Source organism: Monashia sp. NPDC004114 (genome assembly GCF_053603855.1).
Map to the genome: position 1 here is coordinate 220,501 of NZ_JBSGGK010000004.1, position 26,163 is coordinate 246,663.

Genomic DNA, 26,163 nt, shown 5'->3' on the forward strand with positions numbered 1-26,163 from the left:
GTCAGTCCTGCAGGTCGATGGCCGTGAAGGTCTTGGCCTCGACGGCCTCGCTCAGCGCGGCCGCCAGGTGTGCGGGCACGGCGCCGTCGATGTTCAGCACGCCGATGGCGCGGTCCTGCTGGCGCGACACCTGCATGCCGCCGATGTTGATGTCGGCGTCGCCGAGGATCTTGCCGACCGAGCCGATGACGCCCGGACGGTCGGAGTACTCGAAGACGAGCATGTGGTCCGAGAGCGGCACCTCGAGGTCGTAGCCGTTGACGCCGACGAGCTTCTCGACCATCTTCGGGCCGGTGAGCGTGCCCGACACCGACACGACAGTGCCGTCGGCGAGCGTGCCCCGCAGCGTCGTCACGTTGCGGAAGTCGCCCGAGTCGGTGTCGGTGACCAGGCGCACGACGCAGCCGCGCTGCTCGGCGAGGACCGGCGCGTTCACGTAGGTGACGGCGTCCTCGACGACGTCGGTGAACAGCCCCTTGAGCGCGACGAGCTTCCACACGCTGACGTCGTGCTCGATGATCTCGCCGCGCACGTCGACGTCGAGCTGGGCGGGCACGGTGCCGGCGACGGCGGTGAAGATCCGCCCGAGCTTCTCGACGAGGGGGATGCCGGGGCGCACCTCTTCGGCGATGAAGCCGCTGCTCACGTTGACGGCGTCCGGCACGAGCTCGCCGCCGAGTGCCAGGCGCACCGACTTGGCGACCGCGATGCCGGCCTTCTCCTGGGCCTCCTCCGTCGACGCGCCGAGGTGGGGCGTGACGACGACGGACTCGTGGGCGAAGAGCGGGGACTCGGTCGTCGGCTCAGAGGCGAAGACGTCGATGCCGGCACCGGCCACCCGACCCTCGTCGATCGCGCGGGCGAGCGCGGCCTCGTCGACGATGCCGCCGCGGGCCGCGTTGACGATGCGCACGGTCGGCTTGACCTTCGACAGCGCCTCCTCACCGATGAGCCCGAGCGTCTCGGGCGTCTTCGGCAGGTGGATCGTGATGAAGTCGGACTGGGCCAGCAGCTCGTCGAGGCCCACCAGCTGCGCGCCGAGCTGGCCCGCCTTGGCCGGCGACGCGTAGGGGTCGTACGCGACGATCTTCATGCCGAAGCCCTTGAGCCGCTCGGCCACGAGGGCGCCGATCCGGCCGAGGCCGACGACGCCGACGGTCTTGTCGAGCAGCTCCACGCCGGAGTACTTGCTCCGCTTCCACTGCCCGCCCTTGAGGGCCTCGTTGGCCGGGGCGATGTTGCGGGCCGTCGCGAGCAGCAGCCCGACCGCGAGCTCGGCGGCGGAGGTGATGTTGGAGGTCGGCGCGTTGACGACCATGACGCCCGCCTGGGTGGCCGCCTGGACGTCCACGTTGTCGAGACCGACGCCGGCGCGGGCGATGACCTTCAGCTGCTTGCCGGCGGAGATCGCCTCGGCATCCATCTTGGTCGCCGAGCGGATGAGGACGGCGTCGACGTCGGCGAGCGCCGGGAGCAGCTCGTCGCGGTTGGCTCCATCGGCCGAACGGACCTCGAAGTCGGGTCCCAGCGCCTCGATCGTGGCTGGTGAGAGTTCTTCGGCGATGAGGACAACGGGCTTGCTCACAGGGATTCCCTTCCGGAACGGGGTGCGTGCGGGTGCGCTCAGATGAGGCAGGGGGCCCTGTCCAGGCGGACGCGGGCCACCGACGGCACCGCGTTGTGCCGGGGCGAGTCTAGGCCTTAGCACGGCGAAGATCACGAGTTGTAACCAACATGTGAACAGCGCCACTCCGGAGCATGCCAGTCCCAGCGTATGGACGGCCGATCCCGTATGCCGGGACGGAGGTAGGCGCCGACGGCTACGGTGGTGCCATGCGGATCGTCGTCACAGGAGGGGCGGGCGACCTCGGCTCGCGGGTCGTGCGGGAGCTGGCCGGGCGCGGTCACGAGGCGGTCGCTGCCAGCCGTCGGACCGGGGTCGACCTGACCAACGGGGCAGGACTCGACGCGGTGCTGGACGGGGCTGACGCCGTGGTGCACTGCGCCGACGACCCGGCCCAGGGCGACACCGTGACGGTGTACGGCACTCGCCGGGTCGCCGATGCCGCGGCCGCGCGCGGCATCCATCTCGTGCACATCTCCATCGTCGGCATCGACCGCTTCCCCGTTGCCTACTACCGCCGCAAGCTTCGTGCCGAGCAGGGCATCGCCGGGGCGGGCGGGCCTGCGACGGTGCTGCGCGCGACCCAGTTCCACTCGCTCGCAGCGTTCTTCGGCCGCTCGCTCACCAAGGGCCCGTTCACCTTCTCGATCGGCGACATGGCCTTCCAGCCGGTCGACACGGACCACGTGGCGGCCCGCCTCGCCGACCTCGCGCTGGGAGCCCGCCCGACGGCATACACCCGTGCGACCGACCTGGCCGGGCCCGACGTGCTCGACCTCGGCGAGATCGCCACGCTGGTTCGAGCGCACCGGGGCGCACGGCCGCCGCGCGTGGTCCGGCTGCCGCCCTTCAACAACACCACACGTGCTCTCAGCGAGCGACGCAACGTGCCCGTCCTGGGCACCGCGGAGACGGGCGGACCGACCTTCGGCGACTGGCTGGACCACCAGCCGCGCGTCCTCACCGGGCGCTGACGAGCGACGGCCGGCCACCCCACGAACGGGTGGCCGGCCGTCGACGGTCTCTTCGGCTGGCTCAGCGGGCCGCGCTGCCCTCGACGTAGTCCGCGTCGGTCTGCTTGACCCAGGCCATGAGCTTGCGCAGCTCGCGGCCGGTGGCCTCGATGGGGTGCTGGGCGCCCTTCTCGCGCAGCGCCTTGAACTCCGGGGCACCGGCGTCCTGGTCGTCGATGAACCGCTTGGCGAACGTGCCGTTCTGGATGTCGGCGAGGACCGCCTTCATGTTCTCCTTGACGTGCGGGTCGATGACCCGCGGGCCGGAGACGTAGTCGCCGTACTCGGCGGTGTCGGAGACCGACCAGCGCTGCTTGGCGATGCCGCCCTCGATCATGAGGTCGACGATGAGCTTGAGCTCGTGGAGGCACTCGAAGTAGGCGACCTCGGGCTGGTAGCCGGCCTCGACGAGCGTCTCGAAGCCGTACATGACGAGCTGGCTCGCGCCGCCGCATAGGACGGCCTGCTCGCCGAAGAGGTCGGTCTCGGTCTCCTCGGTGAACGTCGTCTTGATGCCGCCGGCCCGCAGGCCACCGATCGCCTTGCCGTAGGACTTTGCCAGGTCCCAGGCCGTGCCCGACGCGTCCTGCTCGACGGCAAGCAGCACGGGCACCCCACGGCCGTCGGCGAACTCACGGCGCACGATGTGGCCGGGCCCCTTGGGCGCGACCATGAGGACGTCGGCGTCGGTCTCGGGCTTGATGTAGCCGAACCGGATGTTGAAGCCGTGCCCGAACAGCAGTGCCGCGCCGTCCTTGAGGTTGGGCTGGATGTCGTTGGCGTAGACGGTGCGCTGCACCTGGTCCGGCGTGAGGATGACGACGAGGTCGGCCTCCTTCACGGCGTCGGCGACCGATGCGACCGCAAGCCCCTCGGCCTCGGCCTTCGCCGTGCTCTTGCTGCCCTCAGCGAGCCCGACGCGGACGTCGACCCCCGAGTCGCGCAGGTTGAGCGCATGGGCGTGGCCCTGGCTGCCGTAGCCGATGACGGCGACCTTCTTGCCCTGGATGATCGACAGGTCGGCGTCGTCGTCGTAGAACATCTCGGCCATTCTGGCCTTCTCCTTCTCGTTGGGATTGCGGTGTCGTGCTGGTTCGTTTTCGTGGTCGCTGCCGGGTCGCTGCCGGGTCCACTTCGGCTCGCTGCCGGGTCGCTGCCGGCTGCTGCCGGCCGTTGCCGGCAGACGGTCAGGCGCTGCGGAGCGAACGGTCCGTGATCGAGCGGCCGCCACGTCCGACGGCGACCATCCCCGACTGGACGAGCTCCTTGATGCCGAACGGCTCGAGGACGTCGAGGAGGGCTCGGAGCTTGTCGGAGTTGCCGGTGGCCTCGATCACGACGGCGTCGGTGGTCACGTCGACGACCTTGGCCTTGAACAGGGTGATCGTGTCGATGATCTGGCTCCGCGTCGCCGCGTCGGCCCGAACCTTGACGAGGACGATCTCGCGCTGCACCGACGCGCCCGGGTCGAGCTCGACGACCTTGAGCACCTCGATGAGCTTGTTCAGCTGTTTGGTGACCTGCTCGAGGGCCGACCCCTCGACCTCGACGACGACGGTCATCCGTGAGATCTCGGGGATCTCGGTCGGACCGACGGCGAGCGAGTCGATGTTGAAGCCGCGCCGGGAGAAGAGGGCGGCGACGCGCGTGAGCACGCCGGGCTTGTTCTCGACCAGGACGGACAGGGTGTGCTTGCTCATCTCAGTCCTCCCGCTCCCACACCGGCGCCTCGTGCCGCGCGGCCTGGATCATGTCGTTGCTGACTCCCGCCGGGACCATCGGCCAGACCATCGCGTCCCGGTGGACGATGAAGTCGATGACGACGGGACGGTCGTTGGTCTCGAGCGCCTGCCTGATCACCGCATCGACCTCTTCAGGTGTCTCGGCCCGCAGGCCGAGACACCCGTAGGCGTCGGCGAGCTTGACGAAGTCCGGCACCCGCTGCGTCCCCGGCTGCAGGTCGGTGTTGGAGTACCGCTCGTTGTAGAACAGCGTCTGCCACTGGCGCACCATCCCGAGCGAGCTGTTGTTGATGATGGCGACCTTGATCGGGATGTTGTTGATGACGCAGGTCGCGAGCTCCTGGTTGGTCATCTGGAAGCAGCCGTCGCCGTCGATCGCCCAGACGGTGCGACCGGGCTCGGCCACCTTGGCGCCCATGGCGGCCGGGACGGCATACCCCATCGTCCCGAGGCCACCGGAGTTGAGCCAGGCGTTCGGGCGTTCGTACTGCACGAACTGGGCAGCCCACATCTGGTGCTGGCCCACGCCGGCGACGTATGTCCCTTCCGGGCCGGTGAGCTCGCCGATCCGCTTGATGACGTACTGCGGGGAGAGCGTGCCGTCCTCGCTCTCGGTCCAGCCGAGCGGGAAGGTGGCCTTCCAGTCCGCGACCCGGTCGCGCCAGGCGGCGTAGTCCCAGGCGCCCGCTGCGTCGTCGGCCGCGGCGCGGTCGAGGGTGATCTGCTCGATGAGGTCGCCGATGACCTCGCCCACGTCGCCGACGATCGGCACGTCGGCGATGCGGTTCTTGGAGATCTCGGCGGGGTCGATGTCCGCATGGACGACCTTTGCCCCGGGGGCGAACGAGGCGAGCTGGCCCGTGACGCGGTCGTCGAACCGGGCACCCAGCGCGACGATGAGGTCCGCTTTCTGCAGGCCGGTGACGGCAGCGACCGTGCCGTGCATGCCGGGCATCCCGAGGTTGAGCGGGTTGCTGTCCGGCACCGTGCCCCGGGCCATGAGGGTCGTCACGACGGGGATCTGTGTGAGCTCGACGAGGCGGCGCAGCTTCTCGCTGGCGTGAGCTCGCACGACCCCGCCTCCGACGTAGAAGATCGGGCGCTTGGCGGCGGCGATGAGCCGCGACGCCTCCCGGATCTGCTTGCCGTGGGGCCGCAGCACGGGGCGGTAGCCGGGCAGCTCGATCGGCGGCGGCCAGACGAACGTGGTCTTCGCCTGGAGGGCGTCCTTGCTGATGTCCACGAGGACGGGCCCGGGCCGGCCGGTGCTGGCGACGTGGAACGCCTCGGCGATGGCCTGCGGGATCTTCGACGCCTCGGTGACGAGGTAGTTGTGCTTGGTGATCGGCATCGTGATGCCGCGGATGTCGGCCTCCTGGAACGCGTCGGTGCCGATCGAGCTGCTCGCCACCTGGCCGGTGATCGCGACGATCGGCACCGAGTCCATGTGCGCGTCGGCGATCGGGGTGACGAGGTTGGTGGCGCCGGGGCCCGACGTGGCCATGCAGACCCCGACCTTGCCGGTCGCCGAGGCGTAGCCCTCGGCCGCGTGGCCCGCGCCCTGCTCGTGGCGCACGAGGATGTGCCGCACCTTGTCGGAGTCGAGCATCGGGTCGTATGCCGGCAGGATCGCCCCACCGGGGATGCCGAAGACCGTGTCGGCACCGACGGCCTCGAGCGAGAGTACGAGCGCCTGCGCCCCGGTGACCTCGAGGGTCGGCTTGACGGCCGGCTTGGCCTCCGACGTCGGTCTGGGACGGGCCATGGAGGCCACGTCGGCGGGCGAGGGCGCCTGCTTCGTCGTGTCGCTCACGATCTCTTCCTTGTCTCGAGCACTTCATTGTCCTGCCGTGGTCCGGCCGACTCCACCCACAAAAAAACCCTTCAGTCCTCTTGCGGGACGGAAGGGAGCGCGCTGACCGTTCGTGCTGGTCGGCGCGCTATGGAAGTACGAGGAGTCGAGCCACGTGACAACCGTCCTACGCTGCCCAACGACTGTCAATCGACCCCCAGACCCGTCTCACCATGTGACCTCGTGATCTCACCCACCGTCATGGCGCCAAAAGTCGGTTGTCCGCCACCTTCCACCCCGGGACACTGTGCGCCGTGACCACGACCGCCGACCTGCTGCCCGCCCTCGGCCTGCGCATCACCGCGGGGCCCGTCGAGCTGCGCGGCCTCGGCGACGGTGACCTCGCGACCCTGGCCGACCTGGCCGTGCAGGGTGTGCACGAGCCGGGCCGGATGCCGTTCTACGTGCCCTGGACCGAGGCACCCGCCGAGGACCTGCCTCGCAACCTGGCGCAGTACCACTGGCGCTGCCGGGCCGAGTTCTCCCCCGACTCCTGGGACCTCAACCTCGGCGTCTGGCACGACGGCGTCCTGGTCGGCACCCAGGGCCTCTCGGCGCGCCACTACCTCGTGACCCGCACCGGCGAGACCGGTTCCTGGCTGGGGATCGCCCACCAGGGCAAGGGGATCGGGACGATGATGCGCCAGGCGATCTGCGCCTTCGCCTTCGACCACCTCGACGCCGAGGAGGTCACCTCCGGCGCGTTCGCCGACAACCCGGCATCCCTCGCCGTGAGCCGCAAGGTCGGGTACCGGCACGACGGCACCATCCGGCTGAAGCGACGTGGCGGTGAGCTGGCGTTCAACCACAGGCTCGTGCTGCGGCCGCAGGACCTGGTCCGCGGGGGCCACGAGCTCGTCGTCGAGGGTGTGGCGGCCTTCCGCCGCTCGATCGGCCTCGACATCCACGACAAGGGGAGGAACACATGACCATCGACGACACGACCACCGCACCTGCTCCGGTGCCGTTCGGGCTGCCGCCCACCGCGGGAGCGGCCCTGACGACGCGCCCGCTCGAGCGCGACGACGCCGCCGCGGTGACGGCCCTCATGGCCGCGTGCGAGCTGCACGACGTCGGGGAGATGCTCATCGAGGAGGCCGACATCGTCGGCGACTGGCAGCGACCGGCCTTCGACCTCGCCTCCCAGACGGTGTCGGTGCACGACGGCGACCGGCTGGTCGCCTACGCCGAGGTCTACAAGGGGCGGTGGGCCGACGCAGCGGTCGACCCGGCATACCGCGGCCGCGGCCTCGGCACGGCGCTCGCACGCTGGACCCAGGCGGTCTCAGCCCGCGACGGCGGCACGCTCGTCGGGCAGCCCGTGCCCGGCGACTCCGCCGGGGAGCGGCTCTTCTCCGGCCTGGGCTACCGCACGCTCTGGACGTCGTGGGTCCTCGAGCTGCCGGCCGGCCAGGCGATCGAGCCGCAGCCCATCCCGCAGGGGTATGCCGTCCGCGAGCCTTCCGGGGACGACGACTACCGCGCTGCCTGGACCGTCAACGAGGACGCCTTCCTCGAGTGGTCGGAGCGGGAGCGGGCGTCCTTCGAGGAGTGGTCGGCGAACGTCGTCAACCGCCCCGGCTTCGAGCCCTGGCAGCTTCGGCTCGTGGTCGACCCGGCCGGCGAGGTCGTCGGGATGGCGTTCGTCATCGTGTCCAACGGCTGCGCCTACGTCGACAAGCTCGCCGTCCGCCGGGACCAGCGCAACCGCGGGCTCGCGCGTGCCCTGCTCGTCGACGCCTTCGAGACCGGCCGCGCCCACGGAGGCGAACGGTCCGAGCTGTCGACGGACTCGCGCACCGGCGCGCTCGGCCTCTACGAGAAGGTCGGCATGCAGGTCACATCGGTGTGGCGCCACTGGGCAACCGACGTGACCTCTGTGACACCAGCGTGACACCTGTGACACCGGTGACACCGGTGACCCCGACGTGACGGCGCAGGCTCCGTCTGACGCTCGTCTGGGGGACCATGGGGCGATGGAGCAGAGCATCACGGTGGAGATCAACGCTCCGGCGGACCGCGTCTGGGCCGTCGTCAGCGACCCCGAGCGCTGGAAGGAGTGGACCGCGTCGGTCACCGACGTCACCATGCTCGACGGTCCCCTCCGGCTCGGGGCCCGGGCGAGGATCTCCCAGCCGAGGATCCCGACCGTGGTCTGGACGGTCACCGAGCTGGACGATGGTCGCGAGTTCGTCTGGGTCTCCGAGGGGCCCGGCGCGCGCACGACGGCGCGCCACCGGGTCGAGGAGATCTCGGTGGAGCGCAGCCGGGCGTTCCTGTCGGTGAGCATGGACGGCTGGCTCGGGTCGGTCATGGGCCGGTTCTACCGTGGCCTGACGGCGCGCTACCTCGCGATGGAGGCCGGCGGGCTCAAGGCGCGGGCCGAGGCGCCGGACGTCGACCACGCCTGAAAGCGCCGCCAGCGAGGCGCCGCGGCCCCCAAATCGTGGCGCACCGCACCGAAAACGCCGCACCTGGGCGCCGCGGCCCCCAAATCGTGGCGCACCCCGCCGAAAACACCGCACTTGGGCGCCACGGCCCCCAAATGGAGGGCCGCGGCGGCATGGGAGTCAGCCGCAGACGGCGCCACGGCTCGCGCTGCCGACGAGCTTGCGGTACTTCGCGAGCACGCCGCGGGTGTACTTCGGCGCAGGGTGAGTGACGCCCTCCGCGCGGCGGCGCGCCAGCTCGTCCTCGCCGACGAGCAGGTCGAGCGTGCCGTTGGCGACATCGAGCCGGATCCGGTCGCCGTCGTGGACGAACGCGATCGGTCCGTCGTCGACCGCCTCGGGTGCGACGTGTCCGACGCACAGGCCGGTGGTGCCGCCGGAGAACCGGCCGTCGGTGAGCAGCAGGACGTCCTTGCCGAGCCCCGCTCCCTTGATGGCCCCGGTGACCGCGAGCATCTCGCGCATGCCCGGGCCTCCCTTCGGCCCCTCGTACCGGATGACCACGACGTCGTTCTTGGCGAGCCGGCCCGCCTCGACGGCATCCATCGCGGCGCGCTCGCCGTCGAAGACGCGCGCGGTTCCCTCGAAGACCGACTCGTCGAAGCCGGCGGACTTGACCACGGCACCCTCGGGCGCGAGCGATCCGGTGAGGATCGTCAGGCCGCCGGTCTTGTGGATCGGGGCAGACATCTGCCGGATGACGCGACCGTCGATGTGAGGGGGCTTGATCTCGTCGAGGTTCTCGGCCATGGTCTTGCCGGTGACTGTCATGACGTCGCCGTCGAGCAGCCCGGCCTCGAGCAGGGTCTTCATGACGACGGGGATGCCGCCGATGTGGTCGATGTCCTTCATGACGAACGAGCCGAACGGCTTGACGTCAGCCAGGTGCGGGACCTTCGCACCGATCCTGCGGAAGTCCTCGATGGTCAGGTCGACCTCGGCCTCGTGCGCGATCGCGAGCAGGTGCAGCACGGCGTTGGTCGACCCACCGAACGCCATGACGACCGCGATGGCGTTCTCGAACGCAGCCTTGGTCATGACGTCGCGTGCGCGAATTCCCTTGCGCAGCAGCTCGACCACGGCCTCACCGGACTTGCGGGCGTACATGTCGCGGCGCCGGTCGGTCGCCGGCGGAGCAGCCGACCCGGGGATCGACATGCCGATCGCCTCGGCCACGGCCGCCATCGTGTTCGCGGTGTAGAAGCCGCCGCAGGCCCCCTCGCCCGGGCAGATCGCGCGCTCGATCGCGTCGACGTCCTCGCGCGACATGAGCCCGGCGTTGCACGCACCGACCGCCTCGAAGGCGTCGATGATGGTGACCTCCTTCTCGGTGCCGTCGGAGAGCTTGGCGACCCCGGGAAGGATGGTGCCGGCATACAGGAAGACCGAGGCGAGGTTGAGCCGCGCCGCGGCCATGAGCATGCCCGGCAGCGACTTGTCGCAGCCCGCGAGCAGCACTGAGCCGTCAAGGCGCTCGGCGTTCATCACGGTCTCGACCGAGTCGGCGATGATCTCGCGCGACACGAGCGAGAAGTGCATCCCCTCGTGTCCCATGGAGATGCCGTCGGACACCGAGATGGTGCCGAACTCGAGCGGATAGCCGCCGCCGGCGTGCACGCCCTCCTTCACCGCCTTGGCGAGGCGGTCGAGCGACAGGTTGCACGGCGTGATCTCGTTCCACGAGCTCGCGACGCCGATCTGCGGTTTGGCGAAGTCGTCGTCGCCGAGGCCTACGGCCCGGAGCATCCCCCGCGCGGCGGTCTTCTCGAGACCGTCGGTGACGTCACGGCTGCGGGGCTTGATGTCAGGCGTCTGCGTCATGGGTGCAGCATAGGACCGTGTCCGCTCCGTGGACACCGCATCTCATGGCTTGGCTTTCCACCGGATTCGGTGCCGCTTCCACGTCAGCCGCGGCTGACGTGGAAGCGCTGGAGCGCGCATGTGCCGATATCGATGTCGGCCCAGTCGCCGGGGTAGCTGAGGATCGCGAGGCCACTCGTGACGAAGCCTCGGCCGAGCGCGTCGTGTGCCTCTCGGGAGCCCTCGCCGTCGGTGAGCATGGTCGTCAGGTGCGCCATGGTCGGGTTGTGGCCGACGACGAGCACGGTCGCCATGTCCCCCGCATCCTCGCGGAGCGTCTCGAGCGTCTGCTCCGAGCCGCCGAGGTACACGCTCTTGCGGTACTCGACGAACTCCGTCTGGGCACCTCCGTGGCAGGCCTCGTCCCAGGTCTGGCGAGTGCGTTTGGACGTGGAGCAGATGACCAGGTCAGGCACGAGCCCCTGCTCGCGGAGCCAGGCTCCCGCAGCCTTCGCATCGCGCCGGCCGCGGCTCGCGAGCTCGCGGTCATGGTCGGGCATGCCCAGGCCTTCCTCCGCCTTGGCGTGACGCATGAGGATGAGGGTCTTCTCTCTCGCTGCGCTGCTCATACCAAGAGAGCATGCTCCCGACCCGCGGCCTTTGTCAGCCCGACGCCGAGGCTCAGCGGGGCCGCGCGATCACAGGCTCAGCTCGGGCTTGATCCGCGCGGGGGTCCACACGCGGGCCCGGCGCGCCGCCACGGTCGAGACCGCGAGCGCACCGACGAGGAATGCCGTGAGCACCCCAAGGTCGCCCAGCACCGGCGTGAGGTCGGCGCCGTACATCAGCCGGCGCAGGCCGTCGATCGCGTAGGTCATGGGCACGACGTGGTGGATGGCCTGCAGGGGCGCAGGCAGCGTCTGCCACGGGAACGTGCCGCCAGCGCTGACCAGTTGCACGACCATGAAGACGAGGCCCAGGAACTTGCCCACCGCGCCGAGCCGGGCCGCGAGCGCGTGCAGGATGGCCACGAACGTGAGCGACACGAAGCCGAGGAAGAGCACGGCGAGCACGGGTTGCGCGACCCGGATGTCGAGGCCCATGGATACGACCGCGTAGAGGGCGAGGGTCTGGACGAGCCCGACGGCCAGCGGCGCGAGCCAGCCGCCGAGGGCGGTCCGCAGGGAGCGTTGGCTGGTGGCCAGGGCTCGCGTGGAGAACGGGCGGACGAGCAGGAACAGCGTGTAGGCGCCGATCCACAGGGCCAGGCTGAGGAAGAGTGGCGCGAGCCCGGCTCCGTAGGTCCCGGCGGCCGCCATGCTGTCGGACGACACCGAGACAGGGTCGCCGACGGTCGCGGCGACGGCCTTGCGCTGGGCGTCCGTCGGGTTGGGCACCGAGTCGCGCCCCCTGGCAAGCTCCGAGTGCAGCTTCGAGGCTCCGTCGGCGAGCTTGTCGATGCCCGCCTCGAGCTGGGCGACCCCGTCGGCGAGGGAGTCGCCGGCAGCCGCGGCCCGAGTGGCGCCGGTCTGCAGATCGGCGGACCCGGCGGCGAGCCGCCCGAGCCCGACGTCGAGCGTGCCGGCCCCGTCGCGCAGTGAACGGGCACCGGTCGCTGCCTGGTGGATGCCGCTCGTCAGCGCCGGCGTCGCGTCGGCGAGGGCCCGCGAACCGGCGGCGACCTGTGCCGCGCCACCCGCGAGGCGGTCGAGGTCGGACGACGCCTGCTGGATCGTCCCGTCGGCCTGCGTGACCGCAGCGTCGAGACGGTCGAGCCGTGCCTCGACGCGAGCGATCTGATCCTCGGTCAGGCCGGCGGTACGGAGCTCCTCGACGAGTGCGCTGCGCTGACCCGCCAGGTCGGTGCGAAGGGTCGTGGACGCCGTCGCGACCGTGCGCCCGATGCCGGCGATCTTCGCGTTTCCCGCGGCGACCTGGGACGCCCCGTCGGCGAGCTCTCGCGTCTGCGCAGGCAGGCCGGCGGTGCGCGAGTCGAGCGTCGCGAGGCCGGTCGCGAGCGTCGTCGCTCCGTCGTGGAGGCGGCCGGCGCCGACGGAAGCCTGGGCGATGCTGGAGTGCAGCTGCGTGGCACCGGCCGCCAGGTCCTGCAGCCCTGCAGCGAGCTGGTGCGCGCCGGAGGACGCCTTGGCGGCGCCGGCATCCGCCGAGGCCAGCCCGGACCGCACCTGCTCCGCTCCGTCGACGGCCTTGCCCAGCTGGTCGTGGATGTCGCTGAACCCGAGGAGCATCCGATCGGCGGCGGTCTGGCTCACCTGCGAGGCGACCGATGCACGGACCTCCTTGATCACGGTGTTGCCCATGATCGAGGTCATGTAGTTGTTGGCGTCGTTGGTCTCGAGCACGACAGTCGCCTTGCGTGGCTCGAGGTCACCCGTCGCGGCCAGGTCTGCCGAGAACGTCGCCGGGAGCAGCACCGCGAAGGAGTAGCGCCCGTCGTGCACGCCGGCGAGGGCCTCCTCGCGCGAGACCTTGTGCCAGTCGAAGGTCTTGGAGTCGACGAGGTGGTCGGCCACGCCCGCACCAGCGTCGAGCCGCCCCCCGGACTCGAGGGTGGCGCCGGTGTCGTCGCTGACCACGGCCGCCGGGACCTGTGAGAGGGCGCCGTACGGGTCGTGGTTGGCATAGAGGTAGAGGCCGCCGTAGAGCGTCGGGATGACCACGAGCGCGATGAGCCCGAGCCGGGCGAGGCGCGAAGACGTCAGGCGTCGCAGCTCGGCGATCGCGAGCCGGACAGGGCTCATGCGAGTGCTCCGGTCAGGGTCAGAGGTGCGAGGGTGGCGGCGGTCGCCGGCGCGCAGAGAACGACGACCGTGAGGCCGCGGGCAGTCAGGGCGCGGGCGGCCTCGAACCACTCGTGCGGGTCGCCGCCGTGGCGGTCGGGCCCGGCGAGCACGACGACGCGGACGCGTGGGTGCCAGGAGCCGAGCTCGAGCAACAGCCGCGTGCGCCGGCCGGGCGGCAGGCTCTCCCACCGGCGGCCGGCCATGGCGGACAGGTCTCGGTCGGCGAGGAACTCGCTGACGTCCCGGCGCGACGACGGGCGTTCCGCGAGCGCGAGCTCCTCGGCGATGACGGCGCGGAGCGGGAGGGCGTCCTCGGGGGCCGTCACATCTGGGACGTCAACCAGCCGGGTGCGCATCTGCAGCTCGGCCCGCTCGGCGCTCCCGCCGATCGTGAGCGACCCGGTCATGAGATCTACCCGGCCGCCGATGGCCAGGGCCAGTGCGACCTGGGCAGCACCCGGGTCGACCGCGACCACCGTCACCTCGCCGCCTGGGGCGACGAAGTCGACCCCCTGGACGAACGGCTCATGTGTCCCTCGAACGGACACCTCACGTGCGACGACCTCTCGCGCGTCCACCTGAATCTCCTCGTCGACGGGCCCTTCCCGCCATCGATACAAGTATGCATCCAATACATAGTCGTATTCAATTCGAGGTTGTATCGTGTGATGTATGCCGCGTCCGACCCCTCCCACATCCGCAGGCCCCCGCACATCCCGGCCGACACGCATCACGGCACGTCGTCGCGCCACTCGCGGGCGGCTGCTCGACGCAGCGAGCGAGGTGTTCGCCGAGCGTGGCTTCCACGGCGCAAGCGTCGAGGACATCTGCGACCGCGCAGGCTTCACCCGCGGCGCCTTCTACTCGAACTTCTCGTCGAAGGACGACCTCGTCGTCGAGCTCTCCACCCGCCAGTCCGAGGCGCTCGTCGAACGGGTGCGCGTGGCGAGCAGTCGTGACAGCGCCAGCGCCCAGGACGTCCTGCGCGACGTCTTCGCGGCGATCTCCGGTGACAGCCAGAGCCGGGAGCAGTGGTTCGTCCTCACCACGGAGTTCACCTTGCATGCCATCCGCGATGCCGCGGCCAGGCGGTCCTGGGCCGTCCAGCAGCGCCGCATCAGGGACGAGCTCGTCGCCGTCGTCGACGAGGCGGTCGCACGTCAGGGCATCACCCTGCCGATGCCGACCCAGATCTTCGTGCGGGCGGCGATGTCACTCGTGCACGGCTCGATCACGGCGCGGCTCATCGAGCCGCGCTCGCTCGCCGCGGGGGAGCTCGAACGCACCGTCCTGCCGGTCCTGCTCGGCCTCGACCCCTGAGCCCGCGCGCCCTCTCGTCGAGTGAGCAGCCCGTCACACCAGCCCCACGCGGCCCCCGGGCGCTGTGACGGGAGTGACCACCCGCTCAGTCGACTGGGGTGGGGGCCGGCATCGGGCTGGGTCGGGTGGGACGGGGCGCTCACTCGACCGGGTCGGGGGCGTCACCCCGAGCCCTGGGTGCGGGGTCAGCCGCCGGAGACGGCGTTGATGATGTGCACCCGGGCGCCTGCGGGGACCGGGGTCGCGACCCCGGCGCCGCGTGTCGCGTCCTCGCCATTGACGAAGATCTTCACGTGACGCCGGATCTGGCCGCGCTCGTCGCGGACCTTCCCGTCGAGGATCCGGTGCTCGGAGAAAGCGCGGTCGAGCACCTGGGCGACGGTCTGCTCGTCGCTCGGCGACTCGACCTCGATCTCGGCCACGCCACCCACGAGGTCGCGAAGCATTCCCGGCAGGATCAGCCGGACGGGAGCGGACGGCATACGAAACCCCTTGCGCCTCAGGCGATCTGGGCGGCGCGGACCACCAGGACGTCGGGCAGCTGAGTGGCAACCCGCTGGAACGACTCACCCTCGTTGGCCGAGGCGAAGACGTCGCCGTTGCGGGTGCCGACGTAGACACCGACGGGGTCGTGGTCGTCGAGTGCGGCGGCGTCGCGCAGCACGCAGGTGTAGCTGTGGTCCGGCAGGCCCTTGTCCTGCTGGTGCCAGGTCGCACCCGAGTCGTCCGAGCGCTGGACCTGCAGCTGGGCACCCGGCGGGATGCGCTCGCCGGAGTCAGCAACCGGCACGACCCACACGACACCCGGCCTGCGCGGATGGGCGAGGATCGTGAACCCGAAGTCGGTGGGCAGGCCGTCGGCGATCGACTGCCAGCTGCGGCCGTTGTCGGCCGACCGGTAGACGCCGTTGTGGTTCTGGGCGAAGAGCTCCCCGTCGGCCTGTCCGCGCGCGACCTTGTGCACGCACTGGCCGTACTCCGGGTACTCGTTCTCGGGGTTGAACCCGGCACGAATCCCGGGGTTGCTGGGCTCCCAGGTCGCCCCGGAGTCGCCCGACCGGTAGACCCCGCCCGCGCTCATCGCGACGAGGAGGTTTTCCGGGTGGCCGGGCTCCGGCACGATGGTGTGCACCGCACCCCCACCGAAGCCGGGCTCCCACGTGGGCCGGTGCGGGTGGTCCCACAGCCCGCGGACGAGCTCGTACTTCTCCCCGCGGTCGGTGCTCTTGAACAGCGCGTGCGGCTCGACGCCCGCCCAGACGACATCGGAGTCGTTGGGGTCGGGGGTCAGCTGCCAGATGCGCTCGAGCGCGGTGTCGGTGTCGGACGGGAACGCGACCGCGCGCTCGGCGCTCTCGGTCCACGTGCGGCCGCCGTCGGTGCTCGCCTGGACGGTGGGGCCCCAGTGCCAGGACTTGACGCCGGCGAGGATGGTCGTGCGACCCTCCCGCGTGTCGATCGCGACCGACGCGACCTCACTCATGAGGAAGTGCGGACCCTCGACGGACCACTCCTGCCGGTCGTTGCTGCGAGCGATCCAGAGCCCTTTGCGGGTGCCAATGGCAACGATGGTCTCGGTCATGTTGACAGTGTCCACTAGGCCACTGACACTGACAAGGTATGCCGCGTTGCCAGGTCGCCGGTTCGTGATGGCGTGCGGGCTGCACCGGGAGCCGGGTCAGGACCCCCCGGCGACGACGTTGTCGAGCGGGCTCCCGGCGAGCATGGCCTCGACCTGCCGTCGGACCAGCGCTTTGGCACGTGGTCGCATCGCCTGTGTCGCTCCCCCGATGTGTGGCGTGATGATCACCCCAGGGGTGGTCCACAGCGGATGACCGGCAGGGAGTGGCTCGGGGTCCGTCACATCGAGCGCGGCGCGCAGCCGGCCTGAGGCACATGCCGCCGCCAACGCGTCGGTGTCGACCACCGCCCCCCGCGAGACGTTGACGAGCAGCGCGCCGTCGCGCATGCGGCCGAGCAGGTCGGCGTCGACGAGGCTTCGCGTCGTTTCTGTCAGCGGGACGATCACGACCACGACGTCGTGGTGGCCGATCAGGTCCGGCAGCTCGTCGATGCCATGCACCTGATCGACGAGGCCGTCGCCGGGCCTGGCTTTCGACGCGACCGCGGCGACGGTCACCTCGAAGGGCTGGAGACGATGGGCTATCGCCTGGCCGATCCGGCCGTAGCCGACGACCAGCACGGAGCGGTCGGCCAGCGACGGGCGGATCCTCAGCGGCTCCCAACGCGAGTCAGCTTGTGCCGCAAGCAGCTCCGGCAGCTCCCTGACCGAAGCCAGGGTCAGCGCCACCGCGAGCTCGGCCGTCGAGGCGTCGTGGACGCCAGCCGCGTTGCAGAGCAGCACACCGTCGGGCAGCCCGTCGACGAACTGCTCATAGCCGGCACTCTGGATCTGGACCACCTGCAGCGACTCGAGCCCGGGCGTGATGTCCGGCATCCGCAGCTGCGTCATGTACGGGACTACCGCAAGCTGGATCTCCCCTCCACGGGAGTGCCGAGACGCCATGTCCCACACGATCACGTCGGCGCCCTCGAGGTCCGCGAGCGACGCGGCATAGTCGGGCTCGGGCACGGAAACGACAAGCGGCTGGCGAGTCATGCGAACACGCTAGCGAGCGCGCAGACCGAGGCCGCGGCGGCCCCGTTCGCGGGCAGCCATGGGACACAATGAGGTATGCCGCACCCCTCCCGATCGGTCCGCCGCGCCCTCGCGAGCGGCGGATGTGCGGCCGCGCTGCTCCTGGCGGGCTGCACCTCCGATGGACCGGACGGCTCGCAGAGCTCCGGCACCACCGCGCCGGCGACGGCGACGGACTCAGGAACGATCCCGGCCACGGGCTCCCCGACAGCCTCGGCCCCGCCGAGCTCCGGCGGCGCCGCACCGCAGCCGGCCGGACCTGTCACGCTGCTAGGGAGCCTCGACGTGCCGTGGTCGATCGCCGTCCTGCCCGACGGCACGGCCCTCGTCAGCGAGCGAAACACCGGCCGGATCTACCACGTGCCGAAGCCCGGGACCACGGGCGCGGCCCGCGTCGTCGGGAGGCTGCCGATCCAACGCACGGAGGGCGAAGGCGGCCTGCTCGGGCTTGCAGTGCCCGTCGACTTCGACGCCAACCCCGTCTTCTATGCCTACTACTCGACCGACAGCGACAACCGAGTCGCGGCCGTGCCGTGGCGGGGTGACAGCATCGGCGACCCGAACGTCGTCTTCTCCGGCATCCCGCGAGGGATCAACCACAACGGCGGCCGGATCGCCTTCGGGCCTGACGGCTACCTCTACATCGGCACCGGCGAGGCGGGCGACACCTCCCTGTCGCAGAACCTCGGGTCGCTCGGCGGCAAGATCCTGCGGATCACCCCGGAAGGCGCACCGGCCCCTGGCAACCCGTTCGGCGGCTCCGCGATCTGGTCCTATGGCCACCGCAACGTCCAAGGTCTCGCATGGGACAACCGGAAACGCTTGTGGGCCAGCGAGTTCGGTGCAAGCACCTGGGACGAGCTCAACCTCATCCACGCCGGCGACAACTACGGATGGCCGACCGCCGAAGGCAAGGTGGACAACCCCGAGTTCGTCGACCCGGTCGCCCAGTGGCCGACATCTGACATGTCGCCGAGCGGCATCGACATCGGACCCGACGGCGCCGTCTACATGGCCGCGCTTCGCGGACAGTCGGTGTGGCGAGTGCCGCTCGACGCCGACGGCACCGCAGGCACGCCGACCCGCCACCTCGAGGGGGTCTACGGCCGGATCCGCGACATCAAGTTCGTCGGCGGGCGGGCCTGGATCCTCACGAGCAACGGCAGCGACGACCGTCTGCTGTCCCTGCCGGTCGCCGCTGTCGGCGTTCGCGCCGGCTGAGCCACCACGGCCTTCGGAGCCACCCGTGCGCCAGGTCTGAGCCGGGCCTACCCGATGTGGCTAGCGTGTAGCCGTGCGGCAGCGGAGCCGCGTACTCGCGAGAAGGGGACGAGCGCATGACGGAGTACGACGAGATTCTCAACCAGGTTCCGATCGACGAGCTGGCCGCACAGCTCGGGGTGGACCGCAGCGAGGTTCAGCAGGCCGTCGAGAGTGCGCTGCCGGCCCTGCTCGGCGGGCTCCAGGCGAACGCCTCGGACGCGGCCGGTGCCAGCTCACTCATGGCAGCGCTGTCCGACCATCAGGCACCGGTGTCGAGCCTCGGGGACGTCGACGTGAACGACGGACAGGCGATCGTCGGAAACATCTTCGGCGGCAACACCGACCAGGTCGTGAACCAGCTCGGCGGCCTCGGCTCGGGCGGGTCCGGCAGCGGCATGGGCGGTCTCGTGCAGAAGCTCCTGCCGCTGCTCGCCCCGATCGTGATGTCGTGGCTCGCGAACAAGATGGGATCGGGCGGCCTCGGGAGCGTGCTCGGCGGCGCATCGGCCGGTGGACAGACCCAGACCGGCAGCGGCCCGCTGTTCCCGGGCGGCCAAGGCGCGGACAGCGGACCGGTCCAGTCGCCGACCGGCTCCGGCGGGTCGTCCAACCCGCTCCAGGACATCCTCGGGCAGGTGCTCGGTGGCGCAGCCGGCGGCTCGGGCGGGTCGGGAGGCGGCGCGGGCGACATCCTCGGGGGCCTGCTCGGCGGCCTCCTGGGCGGCGGCAAGCGCTGACAGCCCGCTCCGTCGGCGCCGGGGTGACCCGGCGCCGACGGAGCACGGTCAGCTGGTCAGCTTGGCCAGAATGAGCTCGCGGGCCTTGCCGGCGTCGGCCTGGCCCTTCATCTCCCGCATCACCTGACCGATGAGGGCGCCGGCCGCCTGGACCTTGCCCGCGCGGATCTTCTCGGCCACATCAGGGTTCGCGGCGATGACCGTTTCGACGGCGGCCTCGAGCGCGCTGTCGTCCTGCACGAGCTCCAGCCCGCGCGCGTCCGCCACGGCCGTGGGCGAGCCCTCGCCCCCGAGAACGCCGTCGAGCACCTGCCGAGCCATCGAGTCGTTGAGGCGTCCCGCGGTGACCAGGCCATCGAGCTCGGCGATGGCCGCGGGTGTCAGACCCAGCCCCGCGGCATACGTGACGATGTCCTGGCCCTCGGCGTTCGCGCGGCGGGACGGCTCACCGAGCCACCACTTCTTCGCCGCAGCAGCACTCGCCCCGGCCGCAACGGTCTCCTCGATGAGCTCGACCGCGCCTGCGTTGACGACGTCGCGCATCTCGAGATCGCTGTAGCCCCAGTCGGACTGGAGGCGCTTGCGCCGGACGGCAGGGTTCTCCGGCAGGGTCGACCGCAGCTGCTCGACCCAGTCGCTCGCGGGCGCGACCGGCACCAGGTCGGGCTCCGGGAAGTAGCGGTAGTCCTCGGCGTCGGACTTCTCGCGACCCGACGTCGTGACGCCGGTGTCCTCGTGCCAGTGCCGGGTCTCCTGCAGGATCGAGCCGCCGGCGTCGAGGATCGCGGCGTGGCGCGAGATCTCGTAGCGCACCGCTCGCTCGACGGACCGCAGCGAGTTGACGTTCTTGGTCTCGGTGCGAGTGCCGAGAGGGACGGCCAGCTGCTCGGCGCTGGTCGGGTCGTCGCCGACCCTGACCCGCAGTGACACGTTCGCGTCGCAGCGCATCGAGCCCTGTTCCATCTTGACGTCGCTGACATCCAGGGCGCGCATCAGGTCACGCAGGGCGGACACGTACGCGCGAGCGACCTCGGGCGCCCGCTCCCCCGTGCCCACGATGGGTTTGGTGACGATCTCGATGAGGGGGATGCCGGCGCGGTTGTAGTCGACGAGGGAGTACTCGGCACCGTGGATGCGACCCGTCGCGCCACCGACGTGGAGCGACTTGCCGGTGTCCTCCTCCATGTGCGCGCGCTCGATCTCGATGCGGTGCACCGTGCCGTCCTCGAGCTCGACGTCGAGGTACCCGTTGAAGGCGATCGGCTCGTCGTACTGCGAGGTCTGGAAGTTCTTCGGCATGTCCGGGTAGAAGTAGTTCTTCCGGGCGAACCGGCACCAGCCGGCGATCTCGCAGTTCAGCGCCAGGCCGATCCGGATCGCGGACTCGACCGCCTTCTCGTTGACGACCGGGAGGGCACCCGGCAGGCCGAGGCACACCGGGCACACCTGCGAGTTCGGCTCGGCCCCGAAGACGGTCGGGCAGCCGCAGAACATCTTCGTGGTCGTGTGCAGCTCGACGTGGACCTCGAGACCCATGACCGGGTCGAACTTCGAGACGGCCTCGTCGTAGTCCATGACCTGGTCGGTCGTGACGGCGGTCATGTCAGGCTCCCTTCGCGGTCGTGGCGGCACCCAGCGCGGGCGCGCGGTCGAGGATCGGGCCACCCCAGCGGTCGACCAGCGCGGCCTCGAGCGCAGCGCCGACCGAGTAGAGCCGCTCGTCCTTGGTCGCAGGAGCGAGCACCTGGATGCCCACTGGTAGGCCGTCCTCCTGCGCCAGTCCCGACGGCAGCGACATGCCGGGGACACCCGCGAGGTTGGCCGGGATCGTCGCGATGTCGTTGAGGTACATCGCCATCGGGTCCTCGAGCTTGTCGCCGAGCTTGAACGCCGTCGTCGGCGCGGTCGGGCTGACGAGGACGTCAACCCTCTCGAAGGCGTTGGCGAAGTCCTGGGCGATGAGAGCTCGCACCTTCTGGGCCGAGCCGTAGTAGGCGTCGTAGTAGCCGGAGCTCAGGGCGTAGGTGCCAAGGATGATGCGGCGCTTGACCTCCGGACCGAAGCCCGCATCGCGCGTGGCGTTCATGACCTGCTCGGCGCTCGGCGAGTCGATCCCGTCGGGCAGCACGCGCAGGCCGTAGCGCATCGCGTCGAACTTGGCGAGGTTGGAGCTCGCCTCGCTCGGCAGGATCAGGTAGTAGGCGGCGAGCGCGTAGTCGAAGTTCGGGCAGCTGACCTCGACGACCTCGGCGCCGAGCTCCTCGAGCAGCGCCACCGACTCCTCGAAGCGCGACCGAACGCCGGCCTGGTAGCCCTCGCCACCGAGCTCCTTGACGACACCGATCCTCATCCCACGCACGTCGGCGGCGCGCGCGGCCTCGACGACGGGAGGCACCGGCGCGTCGATCGACGTGGAGTCCATCGGGTCGTGCCCGCCCATCACGGCGTGCAGCAGAGCGGTGTCGAGCACCGTGCGCGCGCAGGGGCCGGCCTGGTCGAGCGAGCTCGCGAGGGCGACGAGGCCGTAGCGGGACACCCCGCCGTAGGTCGGCTTGGTCCCGACCGTGCCCGTCACCGCGGCCGGCTGCCGGATCGAGCCTCCCGTGTCGGTGCCGGTGGCCAGGGGCGCCTGGAACGACGCGACCACCGAGCTGGACCCACCACCGGACCCACCCGGGATGCGCTCGAGGTCCCACGGGTTGCGCGACGGACCGTACGCGGAGTGCTCCGTCGAGCTGCCCATGGCGAACTCGTCCATGTTCGTCTTGCCGAGGATCGGCAGCCCGGCCTCCCGCAGCTTCGCGACGACGGTCGCGTCGTACGGCGGGATCCAGCCCTCCAGGATCTTGCTTCCGCACGTGGTCGGGATCCCCTTGGTCGCCATGACGTCCTTCACGGCGATCGGGACGCCCGCGAGCGCACCGAGCGCCTCGCCGGCGCTGCGACGCCGGTCGACCGCGCGCGCCTGCGCGAGCGCGCCCTCGGCATCGACGTAGAGGTACGAGTGCACCTGGCCGTCGACGGCCGCGATGCGGTCGAGATGTGCCTGGGTCGCCTCGACCGAGGAGATCGCCTTGGTCGCAAGGGCGTCCGCCAGGTCGGCGGCGGTGGCCCGGGTCAGGTCGGTTGGCAGGTCGCTCACGTCAGTTGCCTTCGTCGTCGTTCTGCTACAGGGGGTTCGTCGGGTGCCCGCTCGAGGGCAGTGTGGCCGGTATGCCGGGTGGCCGGCCACGCGGCATACGCGGCGGGGGCCGGGCGGCCGGTCAGTCCTCGTCGAGGATCCGCGGCACGGAGAAGCGCTGCTGCTCGGACTCAGGCGCTCCCGAGAGCGCCGCCTCGGTGCCGAGGGTCGGGCGAACCACGTCGGGGCGCGTCACGTTGGTCAGCGGCATCGGGTGCGACATCGGCGCCACGCCCTCGGTGGGCGCCTGCTGGACCTTCTCCACGGACTCCAGGATCACCCCGAGCTCGCCGACCATGCGGTCGAGCTCGGCGTCGGACAACGCGATGCGGGCGAGGCCGGCGAGGTGGGCGACGTCGTCGCGCGTGAGGGATGACATGCGGGCCAGTCTATGGGTCGACCGCACTGCGCCGGACGGAGCCTGCCACGCTCACGGAGGCCCGGCTTTCGGACGCGGTCAGTCGCGGCTGCGCCGCCGGTCGAGCACGAACCGCCGGACCATGTTCCGGCCGGTGCCCCAGATGCCGTGCCGGAACAACAGCACGATGACGACGAAGATCGTGCCGGTGATGAGGCCGATGCCCTCGAAGCCGGAGCTCGCGAGATAGTCCTCGAGGTTCACCACGACCGCGGCGCCGACGAGGCCACCCCAGAGGGTGCCGATGCCGCCGAGCACGGTGATGAGCACGACCTTGCCCGACGTCGTCCAGGCGAGCTCCTGCAGCGAGGCGAAGCCGTGGCCGACCGCGAACACACCACCGGCGAGACCCGCGAGCCCGGCCGAGATGACGAACGCCTTGATCTTGAACCGCTCGACGTCGTAGCCCAGCGCCCGAGCGCGGGCCGGGTTGTCCCGCACGGCCACCAGGACGCGGCCGAACGGGGAGCTGACCACGCGCCAGGCCACGAGGATGCCGACGAGGATCAGCGCGGCGCCCGCGTAGTAGAAGTAGAAGGAGTCGGTCTCGACCGCTTCGATCCCGAAGAAGTTCTTGGGGATCCCCTGAAGGCCGTTCTCGCCACCGGTGAGGTCCCGCGCCTGGTTGGCGATGAAGTAGATCATCTGGGCGAACGCGAGAGTGACCATGGCGAAGTAGATCCCGGTGCGCCGGACCGACAGGTAGCCGATCGGCCAGGCGACGAGCATCGCGAAGACGGCCCCGCCGAGCACCGCGACCGGGAACGCCACGCCCCAGTGGATCGCGATGAGCCCGGTGCAGTAGGCCGACCCGCCCCAGAAGGCGGCGTGCCCGAAGCTGAGCAGCCCGGTGAAGCCCAACAGCAGGTCGACGCTGACGGCGAACAGCCCCCAGCACAGGATGTCCATCGCGACAGGCGGGTAGACCCAGTACGGCAGCAGCACCAGCACGGCCAGCCCGCCGAGCAGCAGGACGTAGCGCAGGGGGTTGCGTCGCGACAGGATCGAGGGCTCGGCCAGGTCGACGTCGACCTTGGCGGTCAGCTGCTCGCTCATGCGACCTCCTCCCGCCCGAACAGGCCCGACGGCCTGACGAGCACGACAGCCGCCATCAGCACGAAGATGACGATCTGGGCGTATGCCGGGGCGTAGGCGATGCCGTACGCCTCGACGAGACCGACGAGGAACCCGCCGACAACGGCGCCGAGGATCGAGCCGAGGCCGCCGATGACGACCACGGCGAACAGGATGATGATGAAGTTGCTCCCCATCTCGGCGGTGATCGCGCGGGTGGGTGCGGCCAGGACGCCGGCGAGGCCCGCGAGCGCGATGCCGAAGCCGAAGACCGGCGTGACCCAGCGTCCGACGTTGATGCCAAGCGCGCGGGTCCGCTCGGGTGCCTCGGTCGCGGCGCGCACGATCATGCCGACGCGGGTCCGGGTGAGCACGAGCCCGACGGCGAGGCAGACGATGACGGAGAAGACGCAGGCGAAGATCGCGTACACCGACAGGTTCACGCTGCCGACCGTCACCTGCCCGCCCAGGCCCGCGGGGATCTGGTACGGCAGCCCGGAGACGCCGTACCTCAGCTTCACCACCTCGACGAGGATCAGGGTCAGCCCGAAGGTGAGCAGGAAGTTGTACAGCGGGTCCAGCGGCAGCAGCCACCGCACGAGCAGCCGCTCCATGAGCACCCCGAAGAGGAACATGACCACCGGGACCACCACGAGCGCGGTCCAGAACCCGAGATGGAGCTCGGCCAGGAGCACCGCGGACAGCACGGCGCCGAGCATGTAGCAGGCGCCGTGAGAGAAGTTCACGACGCCGAGCACGCCGAAGATGACGGCGAGCCCGAGCGCCGACAACGCGTAGAAGCCGCCGGCCGCGAGGCCCTGCAGGGTGTACTGGATGAGTTCGCTCATGTCGCTTCGCTCGTGTCGGGGACGGTCCCGGTATGCCGTCCGGCGCGCGTGTGACCGAACGCGCCGGACGGCATACGGGGCTTGGTCTGTCCTTGGGGTGGCTCAGGAGAGCGTGCAGGCGGGGTTCGGGTCGCCGTAGGCCTCGGCGGCCGGGATCGTCTTGACGATGTCCTCGTAGTCCCACTCCTCGGGCGCGGAGGCCTTCACCTTGGCGAGGTACACGTCGTGGATGACGGCGTGGTCGGCCTTGCGGACCTCGCCGTTGCGCAGGAACACGTCGTTGATCTTCTTGCCCTCGAGCTTGGCGACGACGTCGTCGGCGTTGTCGCTGCCCGCCTCCTGCACCGCCTCGAGGTAGTTCATGGCGGCCGAGTAGTTGGCGGCGTGGGCGAACGACGGACGGGTGTTCGTCTTCTCCTTGAAGCGGTCCGCCCAGGCCTTGTTCTGCGCGTCGTAGTTCCAGTACCACGCGTCGGTGAACTGGGTCCCGGCGAACTGGTCCACCCCGAGCGAGTGGATGTCAGTGATGAACATCAGGCCGACCGCGAGCTGGACCTGGCCCCTGAGCGGGCTCTGGTTGAACTGCTTGACGAAGTTGATGAGATCACCGCCCGCATGCATCGAGCCGATCACCTTGGGGCTGCCCTCACCGGCCTTGGTGATGAAGGTCGCGAAGTTGTCGCTCGGGAACGGCGAGGCGATCGACTGGCCGACCGTGCCGCCCGCGGCGGTGACCTCCTTGGTGAAGGACTTGTTCATGTCCTGCCCGAAGGCGTAGTCCGGGTAGACGATGTTCCAGGAGGTGCCACCCTCCTTGGTGATGGTGCCGGCGGTGCCCCGGGCGAGGACCGCCGTGTTGTAGGCCCAGTGGAACGTGTACTTGTTGCACTTGTCGCCGGTGAGGGCGGTCGTGCCTGCGCCGATGTTGATGTAGAGCTTCTTCTTGTTGGCGGCCTGGGTGGCCACGGCGAGCGCGGCGGCGGAGTTCGGCACGTCGAGGATGACATCAGCCTTCTGGCGGTCGTACATCTCCTGCGCCTTGGAGTTCGCGATGTCGGCCTTGTTCTGGTGGTCGGCGGTGACGATCTCGATGTCCTTCGCGACCGCCTTGTCGCCGTACTTGGCCTTGTAGTCGTCGATCGCGAGCTGGATGGCGACCTTCGAGTTCGGGCCGGACAGGTCCTTGTACACGCCGGACTGGTCGTTGAGCAGCCCGATGACGACCTTGCCGTCGGACAGGGCGCCCGAGCCTCCGGACTGCGGCCCGCCGGCACCGCCGCACGCGGCGAGCGCGAGCGACGCCGACGTCGCGATGGCGACCGGCGCAATGATGTTCCTGCTACGCATGAACCCTCCTGGGTTGCCTGGATGAGCTGGT

General features: G+C 70.4%; 24 protein-coding genes. 7 read left to right on the top strand and 17 right to left on the bottom strand.

The features are described 5' to 3' along the window. Position 1 precedes the first annotated feature (1 nt). Positions 2–1,585 (bottom strand): phosphoglycerate dehydrogenase, encoded by a 1,584-nt coding sequence (gene serA, locus ACWEOW_RS07845; protein ID WP_452268617.1) that lies wholly within the window; start codon positions 1,583–1,585, stop codon positions 2–4. 248 nt (positions 1,586–1,833) lie between these two features. Here serA and ACWEOW_RS07850 point away from each other — a divergent pair, with 248 nt between their 5' ends. Then, positions 1,834–2,598: an SDR family oxidoreductase gene (locus tag ACWEOW_RS07850; protein WP_452268618.1), complete on the top strand. Its 765-nt coding sequence runs from the start codon at positions 1,834–1,836 to the stop codon at positions 2,596–2,598. Positions 2,599–2,659: 61 nt separating this feature from the next. On the opposite strand, the gene ilvC is transcribed toward ACWEOW_RS07850, so the two are convergent. The 3 genes from ilvC to ACWEOW_RS07865 form a co-directional block, all read right to left on the bottom strand. Next, a complete protein-coding gene (ilvC, locus tag ACWEOW_RS07855) occupies positions 2,660–3,688 on the bottom strand; it encodes a ketol-acid reductoisomerase (RefSeq protein ID WP_452268619.1) in 1,029 nt (342 codons plus the stop codon). A 136-nt stretch (positions 3,689–3,824) separates the two neighbouring features. Continuing rightward, positions 3,825–4,337, bottom strand: coding sequence for an acetolactate synthase small subunit (gene ilvN, locus ACWEOW_RS07860; protein ID WP_452268620.1), 513 nt, complete (start codon positions 4,335–4,337; stop codon positions 3,825–3,827). A gap of 1 nt (position 4,338) precedes the next feature. Next, positions 4,339–6,144 (bottom strand): acetolactate synthase large subunit, encoded by a 1,806-nt coding sequence (locus tag ACWEOW_RS07865; protein WP_452268714.1) that lies wholly within the window; start codon positions 6,142–6,144, stop codon positions 4,339–4,341. Positions 6,145–6,485: 341 nt separating this feature from the next. On the opposite strand from ACWEOW_RS07865, the gene ACWEOW_RS07870 reads away from it, so the two are divergent. From ACWEOW_RS07870 to ACWEOW_RS07880, 3 genes are all read left to right on the top strand, one after another. Next, the gene (locus tag ACWEOW_RS07870) at positions 6,486–7,160 is read left to right on the top strand and encodes a GNAT family N-acetyltransferase (RefSeq protein WP_452268621.1); all 675 of its coding nucleotides are present in this window, start codon (positions 6,486–6,488) and stop codon (positions 7,158–7,160) included. Further along, positions 7,157–8,125: a GNAT family N-acetyltransferase gene (locus ACWEOW_RS07875; RefSeq protein ID WP_452268622.1), complete on the top strand. Its 969-nt coding sequence runs from the start codon at positions 7,157–7,159 to the stop codon at positions 8,123–8,125. The genes ACWEOW_RS07870 and ACWEOW_RS07875 overlap by 4 nt, the downstream gene beginning before the upstream one ends. An 82-nt stretch (positions 8,126–8,207) precedes the next feature. Continuing rightward, the gene (locus ACWEOW_RS07880) at positions 8,208–8,642 is read left to right on the top strand and encodes an SRPBCC family protein (protein ID WP_452268623.1); all 435 of its coding nucleotides are present in this window, start codon (positions 8,208–8,210) and stop codon (positions 8,640–8,642) included. A gap of 159 nt (positions 8,643–8,801) precedes the next feature. Here the strand turns inward: ACWEOW_RS07880 and ilvD are convergent, their stop codons facing one another. The 4 genes from ilvD to ACWEOW_RS07900 all read right to left on the bottom strand — a co-directional run bounded on the left by ilvD (position 8,802) and on the right by ACWEOW_RS07900 (position 13,863). Then, positions 8,802–10,502, bottom strand: coding sequence for a dihydroxy-acid dehydratase (gene ilvD, locus ACWEOW_RS07885; RefSeq protein WP_452268624.1), 1,701 nt, complete (start codon positions 10,500–10,502; stop codon positions 8,802–8,804). Positions 10,503–10,585: 83 nt separating this feature from the next. Next, positions 10,586–11,110 carry a SixA phosphatase family protein gene (locus tag ACWEOW_RS07890; protein WP_452268625.1) on the bottom strand — a complete coding sequence of 175 codons (525 nt, stop codon included), beginning with the start codon at positions 11,108–11,110 and terminating at the stop codon, positions 10,586–10,588. A 69-nt stretch (positions 11,111–11,179) separates the two neighbouring features. Continuing rightward, positions 11,180–13,243, bottom strand: coding sequence for a YhgE/Pip family protein (locus ACWEOW_RS07895; RefSeq protein ID WP_452268626.1), 2,064 nt, complete (start codon positions 13,241–13,243; stop codon positions 11,180–11,182). Further along, a complete protein-coding gene (locus ACWEOW_RS07900; protein WP_452268627.1) occupies positions 13,240–13,863 on the bottom strand; it encodes a hypothetical protein in 624 nt (207 codons plus the stop codon). Before ACWEOW_RS07900 ends, ACWEOW_RS07895 begins: the two co-directional genes overlap by 4 nt. A 94-nt stretch (positions 13,864–13,957) precedes the next feature. Here ACWEOW_RS07900 and ACWEOW_RS07905 point away from each other — a divergent pair, with 94 nt between their 5' ends. Continuing rightward, positions 13,958–14,605 (top strand): TetR/AcrR family transcriptional regulator, encoded by a 648-nt coding sequence (locus tag ACWEOW_RS07905; protein WP_452268628.1) that lies wholly within the window; start codon positions 13,958–13,960, stop codon positions 14,603–14,605. Positions 14,606–14,790: 185 nt separating this feature from the next. Here ACWEOW_RS07905 and ACWEOW_RS07910 read toward each other — a convergent pair whose 3' ends face one another. The 3 genes from ACWEOW_RS07910 to ACWEOW_RS07920 all read right to left on the bottom strand — a co-directional run bounded on the left by ACWEOW_RS07910 (position 14,791) and on the right by ACWEOW_RS07920 (position 17,225). Then, positions 14,791–15,087 carry a MoaD/ThiS family protein gene (locus ACWEOW_RS07910; protein ID WP_452268629.1) on the bottom strand — a complete coding sequence of 99 codons (297 nt, stop codon included), beginning with the start codon at positions 15,085–15,087 and terminating at the stop codon, positions 14,791–14,793. Positions 15,088–15,104: 17 nt separating this feature from the next. Then, positions 15,105–16,187: a WD40/YVTN/BNR-like repeat-containing protein gene (locus tag ACWEOW_RS07915; RefSeq protein WP_452268630.1), complete on the bottom strand. Its 1,083-nt coding sequence runs from the start codon at positions 16,185–16,187 to the stop codon at positions 15,105–15,107. 96 nt (positions 16,188–16,283) lie between these two features. Beyond that, the gene (locus tag ACWEOW_RS07920) at positions 16,284–17,225 is read right to left on the bottom strand and encodes a 2-hydroxyacid dehydrogenase (protein WP_452268631.1); all 942 of its coding nucleotides are present in this window, start codon (positions 17,223–17,225) and stop codon (positions 16,284–16,286) included. A gap of 75 nt (positions 17,226–17,300) precedes the next feature. On the opposite strand from ACWEOW_RS07920, the gene ACWEOW_RS07925 reads away from it, so the two are divergent. Together ACWEOW_RS07925 and ACWEOW_RS07930 are read left to right on the top strand one after the other, a co-directional pair. Then, on the top strand, positions 17,301–18,485 hold the full coding sequence (locus ACWEOW_RS07925; RefSeq protein ID WP_452268632.1) for a PQQ-dependent sugar dehydrogenase: 1,185 nt from the start codon (positions 17,301–17,303) through the stop codon (positions 18,483–18,485). Between the two features lie 116 nt (positions 18,486–18,601). Beyond that, positions 18,602–19,264, top strand: coding sequence for a DUF937 domain-containing protein (locus ACWEOW_RS07930; protein WP_452268633.1), 663 nt, complete (start codon positions 18,602–18,604; stop codon positions 19,262–19,264). A gap of 48 nt (positions 19,265–19,312) precedes the next feature. On the opposite strand, the gene gatB is transcribed toward ACWEOW_RS07930, so the two are convergent. The 6 genes from gatB to ACWEOW_RS07960 form a co-directional block, all read right to left on the bottom strand. Then, positions 19,313–20,866, bottom strand: a complete 1,554-nt coding sequence (gene gatB, locus ACWEOW_RS07935; protein ID WP_452268634.1) for an Asp-tRNA(Asn)/Glu-tRNA(Gln) amidotransferase subunit GatB — start codon at positions 20,864–20,866, stop codon at positions 19,313–19,315. A gap of 1 nt (position 20,867) precedes the next feature. Further along, positions 20,868–22,397, bottom strand: a complete 1,530-nt coding sequence (gene gatA, locus ACWEOW_RS07940) for an Asp-tRNA(Asn)/Glu-tRNA(Gln) amidotransferase subunit GatA (protein WP_452268715.1) — start codon at positions 22,395–22,397, stop codon at positions 20,868–20,870. A 130-nt stretch (positions 22,398–22,527) separates the two neighbouring features. Then, positions 22,528–22,824, bottom strand: coding sequence for an Asp-tRNA(Asn)/Glu-tRNA(Gln) amidotransferase subunit GatC (gene gatC / locus ACWEOW_RS07945; RefSeq protein WP_452268635.1), 297 nt, complete (start codon positions 22,822–22,824; stop codon positions 22,528–22,530). Positions 22,825–22,902: 78 nt separating this feature from the next. Further along, entirely contained in the window at positions 22,903–23,919 is a 1,017-nt protein-coding gene (locus tag ACWEOW_RS07950) for a branched-chain amino acid ABC transporter permease (protein ID WP_452268636.1), read from the bottom strand. After that, complete coding sequence (locus ACWEOW_RS07955; RefSeq protein WP_452268637.1) at positions 23,916–24,785, bottom strand: branched-chain amino acid ABC transporter permease; 870 nt, start codon at positions 24,783–24,785, stop codon at positions 23,916–23,918. The genes ACWEOW_RS07950 and ACWEOW_RS07955 overlap by 4 nt, the downstream gene beginning before the upstream one ends. A 102-nt stretch (positions 24,786–24,887) precedes the next feature. Next, the gene (locus tag ACWEOW_RS07960; protein ID WP_452268638.1) at positions 24,888–26,132 is read right to left on the bottom strand and encodes an ABC transporter substrate-binding protein; all 1,245 of its coding nucleotides are present in this window, start codon (positions 26,130–26,132) and stop codon (positions 24,888–24,890) included. Positions 26,133–26,163: the final 31 nt, after the last annotated feature.

Bases quoted from the DNA above. Each gene is read 5' to 3' on its own strand.
- ACWEOW_RS07880 (WP_452268623.1), top strand. From the start codon at position 8,208: ATGGAGCAGAGCATCACGGTGGAGATCAACGCTCCGGCGGACCGCGTC.
- ACWEOW_RS07850 (WP_452268618.1), top strand. From the start codon at position 1,834: ATGCGGATCGTCGTCACAGGAGGGGCGGGCGACCTCGGCTCGCGGGTC.
- ACWEOW_RS07905 (WP_452268628.1), top strand. From the start codon at position 13,958: ATGCCGCGTCCGACCCCTCCCACATCCGCAGGCCCCCGCACATCCCGG.
- ACWEOW_RS07895 (WP_452268626.1), bottom strand. From the start codon at position 13,243: ATGAGCCCTGTCCGGCTCGCGATCGCCGAGCTGCGACGCCTGACGTCT.
- ACWEOW_RS07890 (WP_452268625.1), bottom strand. From the start codon at position 11,110: ATGAGCAGCGCAGCGAGAGAGAAGACCCTCATCCTCATGCGTCACGCC.
- gatC (WP_452268635.1), bottom strand. From the start codon at position 22,824: ATGTCATCCCTCACGCGCGACGACGTCGCCCACCTCGCCGGCCTCGCC.
- ACWEOW_RS07910 (WP_452268629.1), bottom strand. From the start codon at position 15,087: ATGCCGTCCGCTCCCGTCCGGCTGATCCTGCCGGGAATGCTTCGCGAC.
- ACWEOW_RS07875 (WP_452268622.1), top strand. From the start codon at position 7,157: ATGACCATCGACGACACGACCACCGCACCTGCTCCGGTGCCGTTCGGG.
- ACWEOW_RS07955 (WP_452268637.1), bottom strand. From the start codon at position 24,785: ATGAGCGAACTCATCCAGTACACCCTGCAGGGCCTCGCGGCCGGCGGC.
- ilvC (WP_452268619.1), bottom strand. From the start codon at position 3,688: ATGGCCGAGATGTTCTACGACGACGACGCCGACCTGTCGATCATCCAG.
- ACWEOW_RS07920 (WP_452268631.1), bottom strand. From the start codon at position 17,225: ATGACTCGCCAGCCGCTTGTCGTTTCCGTGCCCGAGCCCGACTATGCC.
- ilvD (WP_452268624.1), bottom strand. From the start codon at position 10,502: ATGACGCAGACGCCTGACATCAAGCCCCGCAGCCGTGACGTCACCGAC.
- ACWEOW_RS07960 (WP_452268638.1), bottom strand. From the start codon at position 26,132: ATGCGTAGCAGGAACATCATTGCGCCGGTCGCCATCGCGACGTCGGCG.
- ACWEOW_RS07950 (WP_452268636.1), bottom strand. From the start codon at position 23,919: ATGAGCGAGCAGCTGACCGCCAAGGTCGACGTCGACCTGGCCGAGCCC.
- ACWEOW_RS07925 (WP_452268632.1), top strand. From the start codon at position 17,301: ATGCCGCACCCCTCCCGATCGGTCCGCCGCGCCCTCGCGAGCGGCGGA.
- gatB (WP_452268634.1), bottom strand. From the start codon at position 20,866: ATGACCGCCGTCACGACCGACCAGGTCATGGACTACGACGAGGCCGTC.
- ilvN (WP_452268620.1), bottom strand. From the start codon at position 4,337: ATGAGCAAGCACACCCTGTCCGTCCTGGTCGAGAACAAGCCCGGCGTG.
- ACWEOW_RS07915 (WP_452268630.1), bottom strand. From the start codon at position 16,187: ATGACCGAGACCATCGTTGCCATTGGCACCCGCAAAGGGCTCTGGATC.
- ACWEOW_RS07865 (WP_452268714.1), bottom strand. From the start codon at position 6,144: ATGGCCCGTCCCAGACCGACGTCGGAGGCCAAGCCGGCCGTCAAGCCG.
- ACWEOW_RS07930 (WP_452268633.1), top strand. From the start codon at position 18,602: ATGACGGAGTACGACGAGATTCTCAACCAGGTTCCGATCGACGAGCTG.